Here is a 16,388-nt window from a genome sequence, read left to right on the forward strand (position 1 = left end):
TCCCGGCTCGCGTTCGGCGTTCGCGGCAGTCACCAACTCAACGGCGCGCCTGATCGGTGGCCTGTCGTAGCGGTGCGCGACGGCTCTGTTTGACCAGGGCTGGCTGCACCCAATCCGAACGGGTCCGGCACGTAGCCGCGGTCCCGGCATCTCCTTTTCTGGGCAACGCGGTTAGGCTCGATTGATGTGCGGAGCCACCGGTGAGGTGCGACTCGACGATCGGGTGCCCGACGTAGCTGCGGTTTCGGCCATGGTTGCGGTGATGGCACCGCGGGGGCCGGACGGTGCGGGCGTGTGGTCGCAGGGGCGCGTTGCGCTGGGACATCGTCGACTGAAGATCATTGACCTGACGGAGCACGGCGCTCAACCGATGGTCGATTCCGATCTGGGCCTGACGATCGCGTGGAATGGTTGCATCTACAACTACAAGCAACTGCGCGAGGAACTTAAAAGCCACGGTTACAGATTCTTTTCGACTAGCGACAGCGAAGTCTTGATCAAGGCCTATCATCGCTGGGGCGACGACTTCGTCAGCCGTCTCAAGGGCATGTTCGCGTTCGCCATCGTCGAGTGCGACAGCGGCCGGGTGTTGCTTGGCCGGGACCGGCTCGGCATTAAACCCCTGTACCTGACCCAGGACAGCAATCGCATCCGATTCGCCTCGACGCTGCCGGCGTTGCTGGCCGGCGGCGGTGTAGACACCCGGATCGATCCCGTCGCGCTGCATCACTACATGACATTTCACTCGGTGGTGCCCGCGCCGCTGACGATCCTGCGCGGCGTGCGCAAGGTGCCGCCCGCTTCGCTCATAGCCATCGAGCCCGACGGTCGGACTACCACCAAGACCTACTGGACGCCCGACTTCAGCAGGCAAGCGGATCGTTCTGACTGGTCGGAGCGGGACTGGGAAGACGCCGTGCTCGCGTCGCTGCGGACAGCGGTCGAGCGCCGACTCGTCGCCGATGTGCCGGTCGGATGCCTGTTGTCCGGCGGCGTGGACTCGAGCCTGATCGTCGGCCTGCTCGCCGAGGCGGGTCAACACGGCCTTGCGACCTTCTCGATCGGCTTCGAGTCGGTGGGGGACGTCCAGGGCGACGAATTCCAGTACTCGAACATCGTGGCCGAACGCTTCGACACCGATCATCATCAGATCCGCATCGGAACGGATCGGATGCTGCCCGCGCTCGACGGTGCCATCGGCGCGATGAGCGAACCGATGGTCAGCCATGACTGCGTCGCCTTCTACCTGCTGAGCCAGGAGGTAGCCAAACACGTCAAGGTTGTGCAGTCGGGTCAGGGCGCCGACGAAGTGTTCGCCGGCTACCACTGGTATCCGCCGATGGGTTCGCCGGCCGCGGCGTCCGTGGAAGGGGCCGTCGCCGAATACCGCGGCGCCTTCTTCGATCGCGACGCGGCGAGCGTCGGGGCCATGTTGGGTCCGGGGAAACACGCACCCGGCGATCCCAGCGGGCTATTCGTCAGCGAGCATTTCACTCGCGCCGGCGCCGAAACCGGCATCGATCGCGCGCTGCGGCTGGACACGATGGTGATGCTCGTCGACGACCCGGTGAAGCGGGTCGACAACATGACGATGGCCTGGGGTTTGGAGGGCCGGGTCCCTTTTCTCGACCACGAGTTGGTCGAGCTGGCCGCGACCTGCCCGCCGGAACTGAAGATCGCGCACGAGGGCAAGGGTGTGCTCAAACAGGCTGCGCGACAGGTGATCCCGTCGGAAGTCATCGATAGGCCCAAGGGGTACTTCCCGGTTCCCGCGCTGACTCACCTTCAGGGTCCCTATCTCGATCTGGTCCGGGACGCGCTTTACGCGCCAATCGCCAAGGAACGCGGACTGTTTGCCGCCGAGGCGGTCGACGCGCTGCTGGCCGACCCCAACGGGAGGCTGACGCCGTTGCGCGGCAATGAACTCTGGCAGATCGGCCTACTCGAGTTGTGGTTGCAGCGTCACGGTGTGACAGGGCCTGCCGCATGACGGTCCTCGACCCTTCAGACGACCATCCCGAGGCGATTACGCTCGGCTTGCACGATGCGTCACCGCCCCACCTGGTGGACGCGATGGCCAAGGATGTCGACCTGGAATTGGGTTGGGCCGACTGATCTTCGGCCAGACGTTTGCCGATCCCGACACGCTGGCCGAGGCGCTGCGCCGAGAAGCGCCGGGGCGCCGCGACATCTGCATCTACGCGCGCGAGTCCCACGTGGTGGTCGCGAGGGCGCCAACCGAGCTCTTCATCGATCCCAGTCACACCTATCGGCTGCGCTTTACTCCTGAACACGAGAAAGAGTTGGCGCCGTCTCCGCTGGGCGTGACGGTGCGCACGCTCGTTGACCCCGCCGATGCCGATGCGATGAATCGGGTGTTTGTGCGATGCGGGATGGTCCCGGCGCCGGTGGACACGATCTGGGACAACCATTTGCACGCAGACGCGGTGACCTACCTGGTCGCGGTGCGCGACGAGGATGGCGAAGTGGTGGGCACCGTGACCGGCGTCGACCACGAGATGTTGTTCTCCGACCCCGAACACGGGTCGAGCCTGTGGACACTGGCGGTCGACCCGGCAGCTGGGTTGCCCGGCATGGGCGAAGCCCTGACCCGCACGCTGGCCGAGCACTTCCGTAGTGCGGGTCGCGCCTACATGGACCTGTCGGTCGGCCACGATAACGCCGCCGCCATCGCCCTCTACGAAAAGCTGGGATTTCGCCGCGTTCCGGTGCTGGCGATCAAGCGGAAGAATGCCATCAACGAGCCGCTGTTCAGCCCGCCCCCGGAGACCGTGGACGACCTCAACCCGTACGCGCGGATCATCGCCGATGAGGCGCTGCGACGTGGAATCCGGGTCGAGGTTCTTGATGCCGAGACCGGCGAGATGCGACTGTCTCTCGGTGGCCGCAGCCTGATCACTCGCGAGTCGCTGTCGGAGTTCACCTCGGCCATCGCGATGTGCCGGTGCGACGACAAGCGCCTGACCCGGCGCCTGGTCTCGGAGGCGGGCATCACCGTGCCGCGGGCCCGCCTGGCCACTTTCAACGATGACGACTACGCTTTTCTGCGCGAGGTCGAAGAGGTCGTCGTCAAACCGACTCGCGGAGAACAGGGTAAGGGCATCACCGTCGGTGTCGTCGCCGAAGATGAGCTCACGACGGCCCTGGCACGAGCGCGCGAGCAATACCCGGAGGTGCTGATCGAGCAGCGGGTAAAAGGCGACGACCTTCGATTAGTGGTGATCGATGGCCGGGTGATTGCCGCGGCGCTGCGGGTGCCCCCGGAGATCATCGGCACGGGGGAGCACAGTGTGCGAGACCTCATTGCCGCCGAGAGTCGGCGGCGCTCCGCGGCCACCGGGGGCGAGTCCCGCATCCCACTCGACGACCTCACCGAGGCGACGGTCGGCGATGCCGGTTGGACGCTGGACGACGTTCTGCCCGAAGGAATTCGACTCCGTGTTCGCCGTACCGCCAATCTCCATCAGGGCGCCACGATCCATGATGTGACCGCCCAGGTGCATGAGGATCTGTGTCGGGTCGGGGTGGCGGCGGCCGAGGCGATCGGCATCCCGGTGACGGGCATCGATTTGATCGTTCCCGACGTCACCGGCAGTCGACTACGCCTTCATCGAAGCCAACGAGCGGCCCGGGTTGGCCAATCATGAACCGCAACCCACTGCCTCTGCTTTCGTCGACTTCCTGTTCCCTGGGCAGCCAGGCCAGCCGCCGGCCTGGACTCCCGAGGAGCCGGCGACTCACACCGATTGACGATTAGCCACGTACCGCGGACGCCAGAATCCCTGGCACCGCAGCGGGATTGCCCTGCGCGGCAAATTTGACCAGACGCCGCATCGTGGTCAAGGCCGTCTTGTTGGTTATGAAGAACACCGGTTTCGGCGAGAGTGTCAGCTCGCCGCCGAAGAAAGAGCGCGGCGCCGGACGAAAGGGCAGCCGCGAGCGCCCCAACACAGATCCTCGAGCGCCTTTTCGAGCGCAGGTGTGTCCCCGTCGTCGTCCCCGCGGTCATCGTCGCCCTCCGATCGCCGATCCCTTATCCGCAAAAGTAGGCTCGCGCTCGGGCGATTCCACGGTGCCAGCAAATCGGCAAGCGCTGTTGTCAGAAGTTCTCGGTTCGCTCACCGGGCGAGTTCCTCGAAGCGGGCGAGCGCCATCTCGAGGTCCGCCTCGTCGAACATCTCGCAGTGATTGATCAGATCGCCATCAATCGTATAGACGCTGGTGATGCGCCATTCGGCGTCGAGGCCGTCACGCGACGTGCCCTTCGCCACATGGGTAACGACCGCGCCACGACTGGTCGACCGGTGAACGGCCAGGATGCACAGGCTGTTGCCCACCGAGTCGTCCAGCGCTGCACGAAGGTAGTCCATCAGACGGCCAGGCTCCAGCGTTGCCCCGCGACGATGGTCGAAGTCTACCAAATCATCCGTGCTTTCGGGCATTTCACCCCGATTCAGCGCGGCATAGCCGTGCATGATTATCGACCAGGTGTGTGCGTGGGAGGCGCGCGCGCCGTCGAGGTAGCGGGCGTCGAGTTCCGCGAAGGCGGCGTCGATATCGTCGAAATCGAAGATCACTACCGCCACGGCCTGGCCTTCGGTGTCGACCTGGAGGACGTGGAACACATCGACCTGGAACGCTTCGGGGCGATGGCCCCCCTCGGACATGCGGACTCGCGTAAGCGCCAGGCGCTCACCGCGGGTCGCCACGACGGTAGACGTTGAGCTCTTGAACCCAGCTGCCACGCTGGCTTGTAAATCATCGATCGCGGCATCCCGGCCGTGTCGTATCCCGGCATTGACCCCATGTCGGCGATCGTCGACGGCAATGTCGACCGCGAGGATCTCAGCCATCGCGCTCCAGTCGCGCGCCGCGTAGTGCACCTCAAAGTCTTTGACTACTTGGCTGGTGGCACTTTTCGGCCGCCGCAGCTGCGAGCGCAGTCCGTCGAACCTCGCGAGTGCGGCGTCGACATCGGCTTCGTCGAAGACCTCGCAGCGGCTGAGCATGTCGCCCTCAGTCCTCAGCAGGCTGACCTCGCGCCACTCGGCTTCGAAGCCCTCGGGCGAGGTCCCGACCGCGGCATGGGTGATGATCGCGCCCTGCGAGCTTAGCCGATGCACCGCAGCGATTCGAACGGTGAGGCCGCTGGTCTGATCCAGCGCACTACGAAGGAAGTCGAGCAGTTCGCCGGGGGCCATCGTGGCCCCGCGCCGACGGTCGATATCCTCGAAGTCAGTTGTGGTCAAAGGGAGTTGGCCCCGATTGATCGCGGCGTAAGCTTCCACGATGGCGGACCACGTGTCAGACTGGGCAGCAGCTTCGCCGGCGAGGTAGCGGGTATCGAGCTCGGCGAAGGCGGCGTCGATGTTGTCCGCGTCGAACGTGATGACCGCGGCGATCCGCTCGTCGGCGTCGATCTCGACGATTGCGAGCACATCAAGGAAGAATTCTTCGTTGCCTTGATCCTTGGCCACAGCGCCGATCATCAGCAGGACAAGTCGCTCCCCACGAGTCGCCAATGCTGTCGACTTCAAGTGTCTCAGCCATACATCGGCGATCGCCTGCATGTTGATGATCTCGGCATTCCGTCCATGTCGGACTCCCACGCCCACCATGCGCCGCCGGTCATCGTTCGAATAACCCTCGGCCAGCATCCTTGACAGGCCGTCCCAGTCACCGGTCTCGAAACGATTCAGGAAGTCCTTGCTCACTCTGCGTGCGCCGTTTTCCAGGACTCGGGTTGGCTGGCTGAGCTGTTCGAAGCGAGCGATCGCGGCGTCGAGGTCTGCCTCGTCGAACGTCTCGCTGCGGTTGACCAAGTCGCCTTCGACGGTCGCGACGTGGATGCCGCGCCATTCGGCGTCGAAGCCCTCTTGCGACGTCCCATGCAATGCGTGAGTGACGACCGCCCCGAGGTCACTCAACCGGTGGACCGCCTCGACGCGGAAGTTCACGCCGGGAACCTGATCCAACAGAGCGTGGATGTATGCGACGAGGTCGCCGGGCGCGAATGGCGCCACCCGGCGGTGGTCGGCGCTCACCAAATCCGTTGTCACCGGCGGTAGTTCGCGGCGGTTGAGCGCGGCATAACCTTCCGCGACGACCGACCACGTGCCCGCATGCGCGGCCGCTTCGCCGGCGAGGTATCGGGCGTCGAGTTCCGTGAAGGCGGCGTCGATGTCGTCGAGGTCGAATGAAACTAATGCCACGAATTGATCGTCGGCGTTGACTTCGACGACGGTGAGCGACTCTGTGAAGAACGACTTGGGTCCTTGATCGTGGAGCGAGAGGCATCCACGGGTGAGGACAAGGCGGTCGCCCCGCGTCGCAATGGGAGTCGATGTCACATTGGTGATCCCGACGTGAGCAATCGACCGCAGGTCCGCCATCTCCGCATCCCGACCGCGGCGGACGCCCGCGCCTATGACCCGGCGGCGATCGTCGCTGGCAAAATTGTCGGCGAATGTCTCAGCCATGCCGGCCCAGTCGCCGGCGGCGAAGTGCGCCACAAAGCGCGCAGCCGCTTGGGTTGCCGTGTTTTCCAACCGGCCTGCTGGCTCGATTAGTTCCTCAAATCGGGCGAGTGCCGCGTCGAGGGCTGCCTCGTCGAAGATTTCACAGCGGCTGACCTTGTCGCCTTCGACCATCGAAAGGGTGATCGCCCGCCATTCGGCGTCGAAGCCGTCGTGGGAGGTTCCACGCGCCACGTAGGTGACGACCGCTCCGCGCTCGTTCAACCGATGCACAGCCTCGATATGAGTTGTAGCTTGGTCGATTTCGACCCCGGTACCGACGTAGGCAATCAGCTCGCCGGGGGCGAACGACACCGTTTGGCGGTGGTCGATGTTCACGAAGTCCGGGGCGATCGGTAACCGCTCGTGTCTGTTGAGCGCTGCGAAAACTTCCGTGATCACCGACCACGTGCGCGCGTGAGCACTCGCTTCGCCTGCAACATAACGGGAATCGAGCTCTGCGAAGGCGGCGTCGAGATCGTCGAGGTCGAACGTGACAAGCGCGACAATCTGCTCATCCGAGTCGACCTCGATCATGGTGAGCCCCGAGACCTGGAACGCCGCAGTCGCTTGTCCCTGCCCCTCGAAGACGAAACGAAGGAGCGCCTGGTGTTCCCCGCGGGTGGCGACCACGGTCCACCCGACATTGGTGCTCAAGATATCGGCGGTCCCACGCCAATTCGCTATCTCGACATGTCGGCCGCTCCGAATCCCGGAATTTACCACCCGACGGCGATCGTCTGAGCACATATCCTCGCTGAGGAGCTCCGCCATGGAATCCCAGTCGTGAACCCGATAATGTGCCAGGAACTGCTCGGCCATTCGGGTTGCCGCGTTTTCCAGCCGATGCGCCGGCAGGCTGAGCTGGTCGAACCGTGCGATCGCCGAGTCGAGATCTGCCTCGTCAAAGAGTTCGAAGTGATTGACCATGTCGCCCTCGAGTGTGCACACGATGACGTCTTGGAACTCGGCCTCGAAGCCGTCGCGCGAGATCACATGCGCCGTATGAGTGATGACCGTGCCGCGTTCATTCAGCCGATGCACGACCGTGGGGTGGATGTTGGTTCTTTGGCTTTGATCGATCGCGGTACGAAGGTATTGGAGGAATTCGCCTGGCGCGAATGCGGCCGCTCGGCGGTGATCAATCGTCACGGCGTCGGCTGTCATCGGGGGTAGTTCGTGCCGGCTCAACGCGGCGTAGTTCTCAGTGGTTCTCACCCATGTGTGTGCGCATGGTGCCGCTTCGCCGGTGTGATAGCGCGCGTCGAGATCGTTGAATGCCGCGTCGACGTCGTCAAGGTCGAAGATATCGACCAATGTGATCCGTTCGTCAGCGTCGATCTCGATGACATTGAAGGCATCGTTTTGTACTGTCTCTGGGTCGCCGCCGGCGGCGCGGACGCGTCCGAGAGCGAGGCGCTCGCCGCGCAGCGCCACGACGTCAACCATCGAGATCGTGAAGAGGTCGGCAGCCACCCGCAGGTCGTCGATCACGGCATCTCGGCCACGCCGCATCCCGGCATTCACGACCCGTCGGCGATCCATACCGGAAACGTTCTCGGCGAGGGTTTCAGCCAGCGCCGCCCAGTCACGGGCCGCGTAATGCGACCAGAAGCGGTCGAAGACGAGTGTCGCCGCATTTTCCAACCGATGGGTCGACAGGCTGAGCTGCTCGAACCGCGCGAGCGCGGCTTCGATGTCCGTCTCGGCGAATATCTCGCCGCGGCTTAGCATCTCGTCTTTGACGGTCAGCAGCTCAATCATTCGCCATTCGGCATCGAAGCCCTCTTGCGATGTCCCGTGCGCCGCATGGCTGACGACTGCTCCGATGTCGGAAAGCTGGTGTACAACCTCGACGTAGGCGGTGATTCCTGGCATGGCATCCCATGCGGAATGCAGGTATGTCTCTAGTTCATGTGGTCCGATCGCGACGACCGGCCGGTGATCGACTGTTACCCAATCCGGCGCCATGGGGGGAATTTCGTGTCGGTTGAGTGTCGCGAAAGCATCAGCGATCGCAGACCACGTGTGAGCGTGGGGGGCCGCTTCGCCGGCGAGGTAACGATGATCGAGCTCAGCGATGGCGGCATCGAAGTCTTCGAGGTCATACGTTACGACGATCGCGATGCGGTCATCAGCGTCGATCTCAACGACGTTAAGAGCATCGTTTTGTGCCGTTTCCGGATCGTTGCCGCAGGCGCGAGTTCGTGCCAACACGAGACGCTCCCCGCGAATAGCCATGGCGCTCACCATCGATATCGCGAAGCCAACTTCGGCGGCCGCCTTTAGGTCTCTGATGACGACATCGCGACTATGTTGAGTCTCGGCACTCAAGACCCGGCGGCGATCGATGCCGATGTAGTCGTTGGCCACGGCTTGGGCGATCGCGTCCCAGTCGCGAGTCGCCATGTGCGACCAGACATGCCGGAAGATGCGGGCTGCCGCGTTTTCCAGGTGTCGTGCTTTCGGACGCTCTGCTTCGAACCGGGCGTGCGCGGCGTCGAGTTCTGCAGTCGCTCCATCGATGTCGTCGACATCGAACCACACATCCAGCGCGAACCGACCGTCCTCGTCGATGCCGACTAACTGGAGCACCTCGCCGCGCGGCGCCCCGGGACTGACATCTGCATTGGCTAATTCCGTTTGATAGAGCGCCAACCGCTCGCCTCGCACAGCGACAACTGTGCGATGGAGTTGAACCGCTCCATCCATCTCGAGAGAACGTCGTGCGTCGTATGGCCACCGGCCAGACCGAAGATCGGTCTTGCCGAAACCAAGTATCTTGCGGCGACTCTCGATGAGGATGTCGTCCGCGAAACATCCCTCGAACTCGTCAAAAGCCCCACGATGGAAAGCCGCATCTCCGCGAGCGACCGCTTGCACGCATGCATTGTCGAACCCGACGTGCGATGGCTCGGGTCGAGCGGAAGGCGCCGGGAGCGTGCGCTCGTCGAGAAGACCCCGCGCCATCTCCACCAGTGCTGTAGCGCCTTTGCGCTCGTACAGCCCGACCGCCTGTTCGGCGGCGGTTCGCGCCGCGACTGTATTGCCGGCAGCGCCCAAAACGGTTGCCAACGTGAGGCAAGCGTCGCCGTGGTCAACCAGGGCGTCAGTGCGCTCGGCCAACGATACCGCGGCCTCGGCAACCCGCCGGGCCTCCTCGTGGTCACCGCGGCGGGCCAGCAGGTGTGCCCGAAGTGTGCGCCACCCCATCGACGCCTTCAATGCGTGCCCGGCGAGACGCTCACTTTCCGAACACAATTCGTCTGCCTCGGCGTCGCGATCGAGCGCGAGGCAGGCCCGGCCCAGCAGCGCACCGGTCTCGGCGGTGTCGGCGTCGAGACCCATGCGTCGAAAGCCGTTGTAGGCCTTGCGCAGATACGGCTCGGCCGCGGCAGGGTCCCCTACCACGAGCTCGACGATGCCGGCGAACTGCTCGACTTCGAGTCGGGCGTGGCGCAAGCCGAGCTCGACGACGGTACGCCGGGCCGAGTCGATCATCCGCCGGGCCGCGGCGGCGCGTCCGCGGAAAGCCTCCAGCACGGCCTGACAACGGGTCGAGGTGGCTTCGACCGCGGGGGAGTCGGTCGTGATCCGCAACAGCCGCACCACATCAAGACACCGCCCGCCCGCGCGGAACCGGGTTGGGTCCCCACAGCGCGGCGAGCGGCGCGCCCGCCAGCACCGCGTTCACTCGCCGGTGTTCACGGGCCCGCCGTGCCGCGGTCAACGCGTCGTCGAGCGCGATTTCACAGTCGCCGATTCGCCCGAGCCGCGCGAGGCACCCAGCGCGGACGGTATGTGCCTTCGCTTCTCCGGCAGCGTCGTCCAGTTGGGCGAGTTTGGCGGCGGCCGCACCCAACGCGACCTCCGCCTCGTCCAATCGCTCGGGGTGGATCAACATGGAGAGTTGGCCGTCGAAGCACGTCGCCCATGACGTCAGCCGGGCCGAATCGATTGTCGTCTCCTGCAATTGAGAGACCGCACCCGCCGCAGAGGTCACGTCACCCGCGGCCAGCAGGGCCTCGCAGCGGGCAATCAGTAGCTCGGCGGTTTGGTCGTCGCGATCGGGCAGCTCGTCGTCAAGCTCCTCGAGCGAGTGCAGGGCATGGCGGTACAGGTCGGCCGCACCTTCGTAGGCGAGTCTCGCCATCGCCTGGTCTGCGGCACGCCGGCAGTAGAGGACCGCCTTGGCCGCGTTTCCAGCCCAGGCACATTCGTAATAGTGATGAGCCAACTCGGCCAGCAGCTCGTCGTCGGTGCCCGGCAGCGTCTCCAGAGTCGCGGCGATGCGCTGGTGCAATCGCATGCGCCGCACCGATGCCAACTCGGCGAGCAGCGACTGGCGCACGAGGGCGTGGTTGAACCGGTAGTTGCCGCCCGGCTCTTCGATGACGATACCGGCTTGGCACGCCTCGTCGAACGCGTCGATGAGTTCGTCTCCGACCACCCGCTCGACCAACTCCAAGGCAAACCGGCTACCGACGACCGCGGCCGCGGCAAGCGCCTTGTTGGTCTCGACCGGAAGCCGAGAAAGTCTGCGGCTCACGGCTTCTCGTACACCCTGTGGCAGGGTGCTCTGATCCCACACCCCGCCACTCTCGTCGACGTGGCGCAGGGCCTCGATCAGGAAGAAGGGGTTACCGCCCGTGACCGACGCCAATGCGTGAGCGAGTTCCTCGTCGTTATAGCCCGCCTCGGCGACGTACGCGGTCACGTCCTCCTCGTCAAGGCCGCTGAGACTCAACCGGTTTGCGGTGCCGTCGCGGTGCAGGTCGGCCAGCGTCGCCGCCAGGGGCTGGGAGCGGTCCAGGTCCGTGCTGCGATACGTGCCGACGATCTGCACCCGGGCGTGGTCGCCGAAGCGCAGCAGATGCCGCAGGAGCAGCAGCGTCGGCTTGGCCGCCCAGTGCAGGTCGTCGAGGATCAGCAGGACCGGCGCACTCTTGGATGCGATTTCCAGCAGCGCAACGACGGCATCGAAAAGCGCATAGCGCTCGGTATCGGGATCGGGATGGGCCCTTGGGGAGAGATCCGGCACGATCTCGGTCAGCCCAGGCACGAGGGCTGGCAACGCTTCGACGCCGCGCAGTCCCCGCAGCCGGTCGGCTCCCATGCATGGCACGAGCGAACGCAGCGCTTCGGTGAACGGCTGGTAGGGCGCACCGAGGTCCTCGTCGCAGCGGCCGTACAAGACAACCGCCCCTTGCGCATAGGCGCGCTGCGACCACTCACCGGCCAGCCGTGTCTTGCCGACGCCCGGGTCGCCGGCGATCAGCACCGTGGGCGCCCCGCCCGCAAGCGCGGTCTGCCACACGGCCAGCAGCCGTTCCAGCTCGCGCCCACGTCCGACGAACGGCCCCGGTCCGACGAGTACCGCGGGCAGGCCGGGACGTTCCATCGGCGGTTCGGCCGTCTGCGGTTCGGGCTGGACCGACGCGGTTTCGAGGCGTAGCTCGAACACGTGCTCGGGACGCGGGAGATTTCTCAGTTGACGCATGCCCAGGTCGTTGAGCATGACGTCGTCGGCCAGCGAGTCGATGACCAGCTCGGCGGTCGCACCGGAACACAGGATCTGACCACCCTCCGCCAGGGATCGCAGGCGCGCCACCCGTTGACCGCCCGGCCGAAGTAGTCGCCGTCGCGCAGCTCGACCTCGCCGGTATGTAGCGCCATGCGAATTCGGATGGGATCTCGCAAGGCCCACGGCTCGTGAGTGATGGCGTCTTGCAATTCGATTGCCGCGGCGGCGCCCGCCGACGGTCGTTCGAAGACCGAGAACGTCGCATCGCCCTCCCCACGCGTTTTGACCAGCCGTCCGCCGCGCGACGTGACGACCTGCTCGACCAGCTCGTCGTGGCGTGCGAGTGCTTTCGCCATCGCGTCGGCGTCGGCCTCCCAGGCGGCCGTCGACCCCTCGATGTCGGTGAGCAGGAAGGTCACGGCGCGTGTCACCGATGGAAGATGCTGTGTCACAGCAACATCCAGTGACGAGTCTTGGGCAACGATTGCGGTTTCGAGCCGTCGAAGCTCCGGCCCGGGATCGACCCCGAGCTCGTCGGCGAGCAGCGACCGCACCCGTTGATAGGCCGCCAGGGCTTCGCCCTGGCGGCCGGCCCGGTAGAGGGCGAGCATCAGCTGGCCCCATCGTCTTTCGCGTAGCGGAGCCTCGGCCACGGCCGCCTCGAGGTCGCCGATGACTTCGGCGGCCCGGCCGGTGGCGAGCAGCGCGTCGGCCCGATCCTCGACGAGCGCGGCGTGACTCTCGATCCAGCGTGTCTTCTCGGACACCCCCCGCTGACCGTCGGGAAGTTCGGGCACTCCGCGCCAAAGGGCGAGCGCCGCCTCCAAGCGCACCGCCGCTTGGCTGGTGTCGCCGATGGTGGCCGCATCACGCCCCGCCTTGGCTGCCGACTTGTAGCGCGTCGCATCCACGTCGGCGCCGTCTAGCCGCCAGCCCGCTCCTTCGGTGACCACGAGGCCGTCGCCGAGGGCACGGCGCAGCGCCGAGATATGGGTTTGCAGGGCCTTGGCGGCGGTGCGCGGCGGATCGTCGCCCCACAGCAACTTGATCAACGCGTCGGCAGGCACGACCGATGCGTCGTTCAGTCCGAGCATCGTGAGGATGGCGCGCGGCTTGGCGCCCGGAATAGCAACGGGCGTTCCGTCCTGTCGGACCTGGAGAGGTCCCAAAACCCCCAGTTCCACCGATAAAAGGGTACTCACATCAGCCATCGTCGGTGGCGGAATTCAATACCTGGTCAAGAACGAGTAAAGGCGCCGCTGCGCAATTCACCGCAGCTCTTGATCCGCAGCGCTAGCTAACGCCCCTACTCCGCCGGTGTGGGGGTCATCGACGCGATGTAGTAAACCTCGTTGCCCTTCGGATAGCCGCCGCCGCCCGTCGCGATGTGGACGTGGTCGTAGTGGTTGGCGGTCTCGTTTCCGAGGTCGGCCGTCCATGCTCCCGAGTTGGGACCCGGATAGATCTTCTGCCGCCAGATCACGTGGTTGATGCCCCATCGCTTCGCATTCGCCAGTGCATATCCGGCGATCTGGTTGCCGAGTTCGATGCCCTCCGGGCTGCCATGATTCGGGATCATCACATCGATCGCCAACCCGTTGGGATGCCACGGCAGGGCGTCTTGCCGGTACCCGTAGATCGTTTTGACCTGCGGAAACAGCACACCGATGACACGTGCCGCCCAGATGGTTTTGACCTGCAACCGGTCCTCCGACGCGACGCCGGCCGGCAACGGGAATTGGAAGCTCTGCGCCCCGGTCGGTGCGGTCGCCGCCAGCGCCGCCAACGATTCCACCTCCGCCGGGGTCGCGACGTGTGGGCCCAGGCCGGTCGCCGAGTCTTTCGGGGGCGGAGCCGCGGTCACCGTCGGGCTTGCCGTGGGGGGTTCAACGGGCAGCGATGACTTTGTTCCCTGGGCGTAGATCATGCCGGCAGAAACAACGAGCGAAGCCGCGATCGCCATCCAACGGCTCCGGCCGATGGCTAACACGTTCCTGCTCACCCAGAGCACTTTAGTGTTGCGTGCGACGCGTGTGGTGATCTTGTCGTTTATGGTGACTGCTATCGAATTTCTGCTCTGGCGGGCCATTCAGGATGGGGGTAATGGTGTCATCGGATGGCGCAGCGCGTACCGAAGGAGACAGCTGGGACCTTGCCTCGAGCGTGGGAGCGACGGCGACAATGGTGGCGGCGTCTCGCGCGCTGGCGTCACGCGAACCGGATCCGCTGCTCGACGATCGGTTCGCCGAGCCGTTGGTCCGCGCGGTGGGACACCCGTTCTTCACGCGCATGCTCGACGGCGATATTCCTCTCGACGACGCCGATGTACCCCTGACGGTCCGGCAGCGCTGCGAGCAGATGGCGGTGCGCACAAGGTTTTTCGATAACTTCTTCCTTGCTGCGACCGAGAGTGGAATCCGTCAGGTCGTCTTCGAGGTGGACCAGCCCGAGGTGATCGTGTTCAAGGGCACCACGTTGGCTCAGATCGGCGCCGAACCGGCCGCCGAACGCCGTGCGGTTGGCGTCGACCTGCGTGACGACTGGCCTACCGCCTTGCGCGACAACTTCTTTGACACCTCGGCCCCGACGGCGTGGATCGCCGAAGGCCTGCTGCCGTATCTGCCGCCAGACGCCCAGGACCGATTGCTGGACAACATCACCGCACTCAGCGTGCCGGGCAGTCGCCTCGCGACCGAAAACATCACCGACATGGGCGTGTTCACCGACGAGCGTGCGCGGGCCCTACGCAGCGGTTGGCAAAAGCACGGGCTCGATTTCGACGTCGCCGATCTGGTGTGGATCGGTGACCGTCGTCAAGCCGGCGAGCACCTGGCGGACACCGGCTGGACGGTCACGCAGCATCCCACCGAAGACCTGTGCGCCGAAAACGGGTTTGCGCTGCCGGAACACGAACTGCTGGCCGAGTTTCGGCGCGCCATCAGCTACCTGAGCGCAGAACTGGGCTGACCGCCGACCGTTTCGGGCTGGCAAGCGCCTCGAGGAGATCGGCGGCGCTGGCAACGCTGGCGTCGGGTTTGCTCATTCGAGTGGCGAATTCGCGGGCTCGGGTCACGCATTCGGGAGCGAGGATCTGGCGCAGATCGGCGACCAACGACTCGCGGTTCGTGTTCGCAAATCGTCGGGCCGCACCCACTTTCAGCCGGGTGATCTGAGCTCCCCAGATCGTCTGAACGAGGTCCATTGACAGGACCAGCGTGGGAACTCCGGCGCGCAGGCCCGCGGCCGTGGTGCCCGTCCCGCCGTGGTGCACGACCGCCCGGCAGGCCGGGAAAATCGCCGCGTAATTGAACTCGCCGACCACCTTGACGTTGTCGAAATGTGGCACCTCGCCGAAGTCGCTCCATCCGGAGCACAGCAGCGCCCGCTCACCGAGTTTCTCGCATGCCGCGCTGATCATCGCGACCGTATCGGCGGGAGAAGCGATACGCATGCTGCCGAAGCCGAAGCAAATCGGCGGCGTGCCCGCCGCAATCCACGACGCGACTTCCTCGTCGGCGTCCGTCATCAATTCCAAGGTCAGCGCGCCAACGAAGGGGCGCTGACGCTTCCATTTCGCCCATTCGGTCACCAGGCCGGGGAAGCATGCCTCGTCGTAGGCCTGGATCTCCAGCGATCCACGGTCGGCGATGCGTCGCGAGGCCGGACGAGTTGCGTTGGGCAGGCCCAGTTCACGGCGCTGCGCGTCCTCGAGATGTTTCGTCATCCGCCATGTCAGCCAGTTGGACATGCTCATGGCCGAGCGGACCACTGGCGCGGGCATGATCGGGACGAGCCGCCCGTTGGCCCGGATCGGGACGTAGTGCAGGGTGGCCAGAGGTATGTCGTAGTACTCTGCGACGTTGGCCGCCGTCTCCATGAAACTCTCGCCGGTGAAGAGCACGTCGGCCCCTCGCGCCAGCGGCGTCAGCGTTTCGCTCATCTGTATGCAGCTCCGAATGACGGATTCGCGAAGTTCGCGCCACATGCTGATCAAGGAGGGAACTTTCCACGAGTTGTGGAACGCGGACGCCCAGAAGTCGCGGTACGTATCCAGCCATTCCTGGGTGTCGAGCCCGTAGGCGACCGCGGCGACGCCTGCCGCTTCGGCAAAGCCAACGAGGTCTGGTGAGACGGCCATCTGCACGTCGTGCCCTCGGCGCAGCAATTCGCGGCCGACAGCGACTGATGGCTCTGTATCCCCCCGAGTTCCATAACTTGCGAGCACAAATCTCATTGCGAATCCCGGATCTTCAATTGTGGTGTGCCTGGTCCGACCTCAGGGGGCATCGGTGGAAATGTTGCTGCCGGCCCAGCGTAGCGTGCCGCGG

5 protein-coding genes and 2 pseudogenes are annotated in these 16,388 nt (G+C 65.1%); 3 read left to right on the plus strand and 4 right to left on the minus strand.

The genetic code is table 11. The features are described from left to right. The first annotated feature begins 184 nt into the window (after positions 1–184). Together G6N54_RS29205 and ngg are read left to right on the plus strand one after the other, a co-directional pair. Positions 185–1,990 (plus strand): N-acetylglutaminylglutamine amidotransferase, encoded by a 1,806-nt coding sequence (locus G6N54_RS29205; RefSeq protein ID WP_163794293.1) that lies wholly within the window; start codon positions 185–187, stop codon positions 1,988–1,990. After that, positions 1,987–3,771: pseudogene (gene ngg, locus G6N54_RS29210) on the plus strand (N-acetylglutaminylglutamine synthetase). Before G6N54_RS29205 ends, ngg begins: the two are co-directional and overlap by 4 nt. A 3-nt stretch (positions 3,772–3,774) precedes the next feature. Here ngg and G6N54_RS29215 read toward each other — a convergent pair. The 3 genes and pseudogenes from G6N54_RS29215 to G6N54_RS29225 form a co-directional block, all read right to left on the minus strand. Then, positions 3,775–3,969 (minus strand): hypothetical protein, encoded by a 195-nt coding sequence (locus tag G6N54_RS29215; RefSeq protein WP_163794295.1) that lies wholly within the window; start codon positions 3,967–3,969, stop codon positions 3,775–3,777. Between the two features lie 170 nt (positions 3,970–4,139). After that, positions 4,140–13,244: pseudogene (locus G6N54_RS29220) on the minus strand (BTAD domain-containing putative transcriptional regulator). A 122-nt stretch (positions 13,245–13,366) separates the two neighbouring features. Continuing rightward, the gene (locus tag G6N54_RS29225; RefSeq protein ID WP_372513263.1) at positions 13,367–14,062 is read right to left on the minus strand and encodes a glycoside hydrolase; all 696 of its coding nucleotides are present in this window, start codon (positions 14,060–14,062) and stop codon (positions 13,367–13,369) included. Positions 14,063–14,166: 104 nt separating this feature from the next. Here G6N54_RS29225 and G6N54_RS29230 point away from each other — a divergent pair, with 104 nt between their 5' ends. Beyond that, entirely contained in the window at positions 14,167–15,027 is an 861-nt protein-coding gene (locus tag G6N54_RS29230; protein WP_163795109.1) for an SAM-dependent methyltransferase, read from the plus strand. Here G6N54_RS29230 and G6N54_RS29235 read toward each other — a convergent pair. Beyond that, positions 14,999–16,294 carry a glycosyltransferase gene (locus G6N54_RS29235; RefSeq protein WP_163794297.1) on the minus strand — a complete coding sequence of 432 codons (1,296 nt, stop codon included), beginning with the start codon at positions 16,292–16,294 and terminating at the stop codon, positions 14,999–15,001. The genes G6N54_RS29230 and G6N54_RS29235 overlap by 29 nt on opposite strands. Between the last annotated feature and the right edge of the window lie 94 nt (positions 16,295–16,388).

It is taken from the genome of Mycobacterium stomatepiae, assembly GCF_010731715.1.
GTDB lineage: Bacteria > Actinomycetota > Actinomycetes > Mycobacteriales > Mycobacteriaceae > Mycobacterium > Mycobacterium stomatepiae.

Bases quoted from the DNA above. Each gene is read 5' to 3' on its own strand.
- G6N54_RS29235 (WP_163794297.1), bottom strand. From the start codon at position 16,294: ATGAGATTTGTGCTCGCAAGTTATGGAACTCGGGGGGATACAGAGCCA.
- G6N54_RS29205 (WP_163794293.1), top strand. From the start codon at position 185: ATGTGCGGAGCCACCGGTGAGGTGCGACTCGACGATCGGGTGCCCGAC.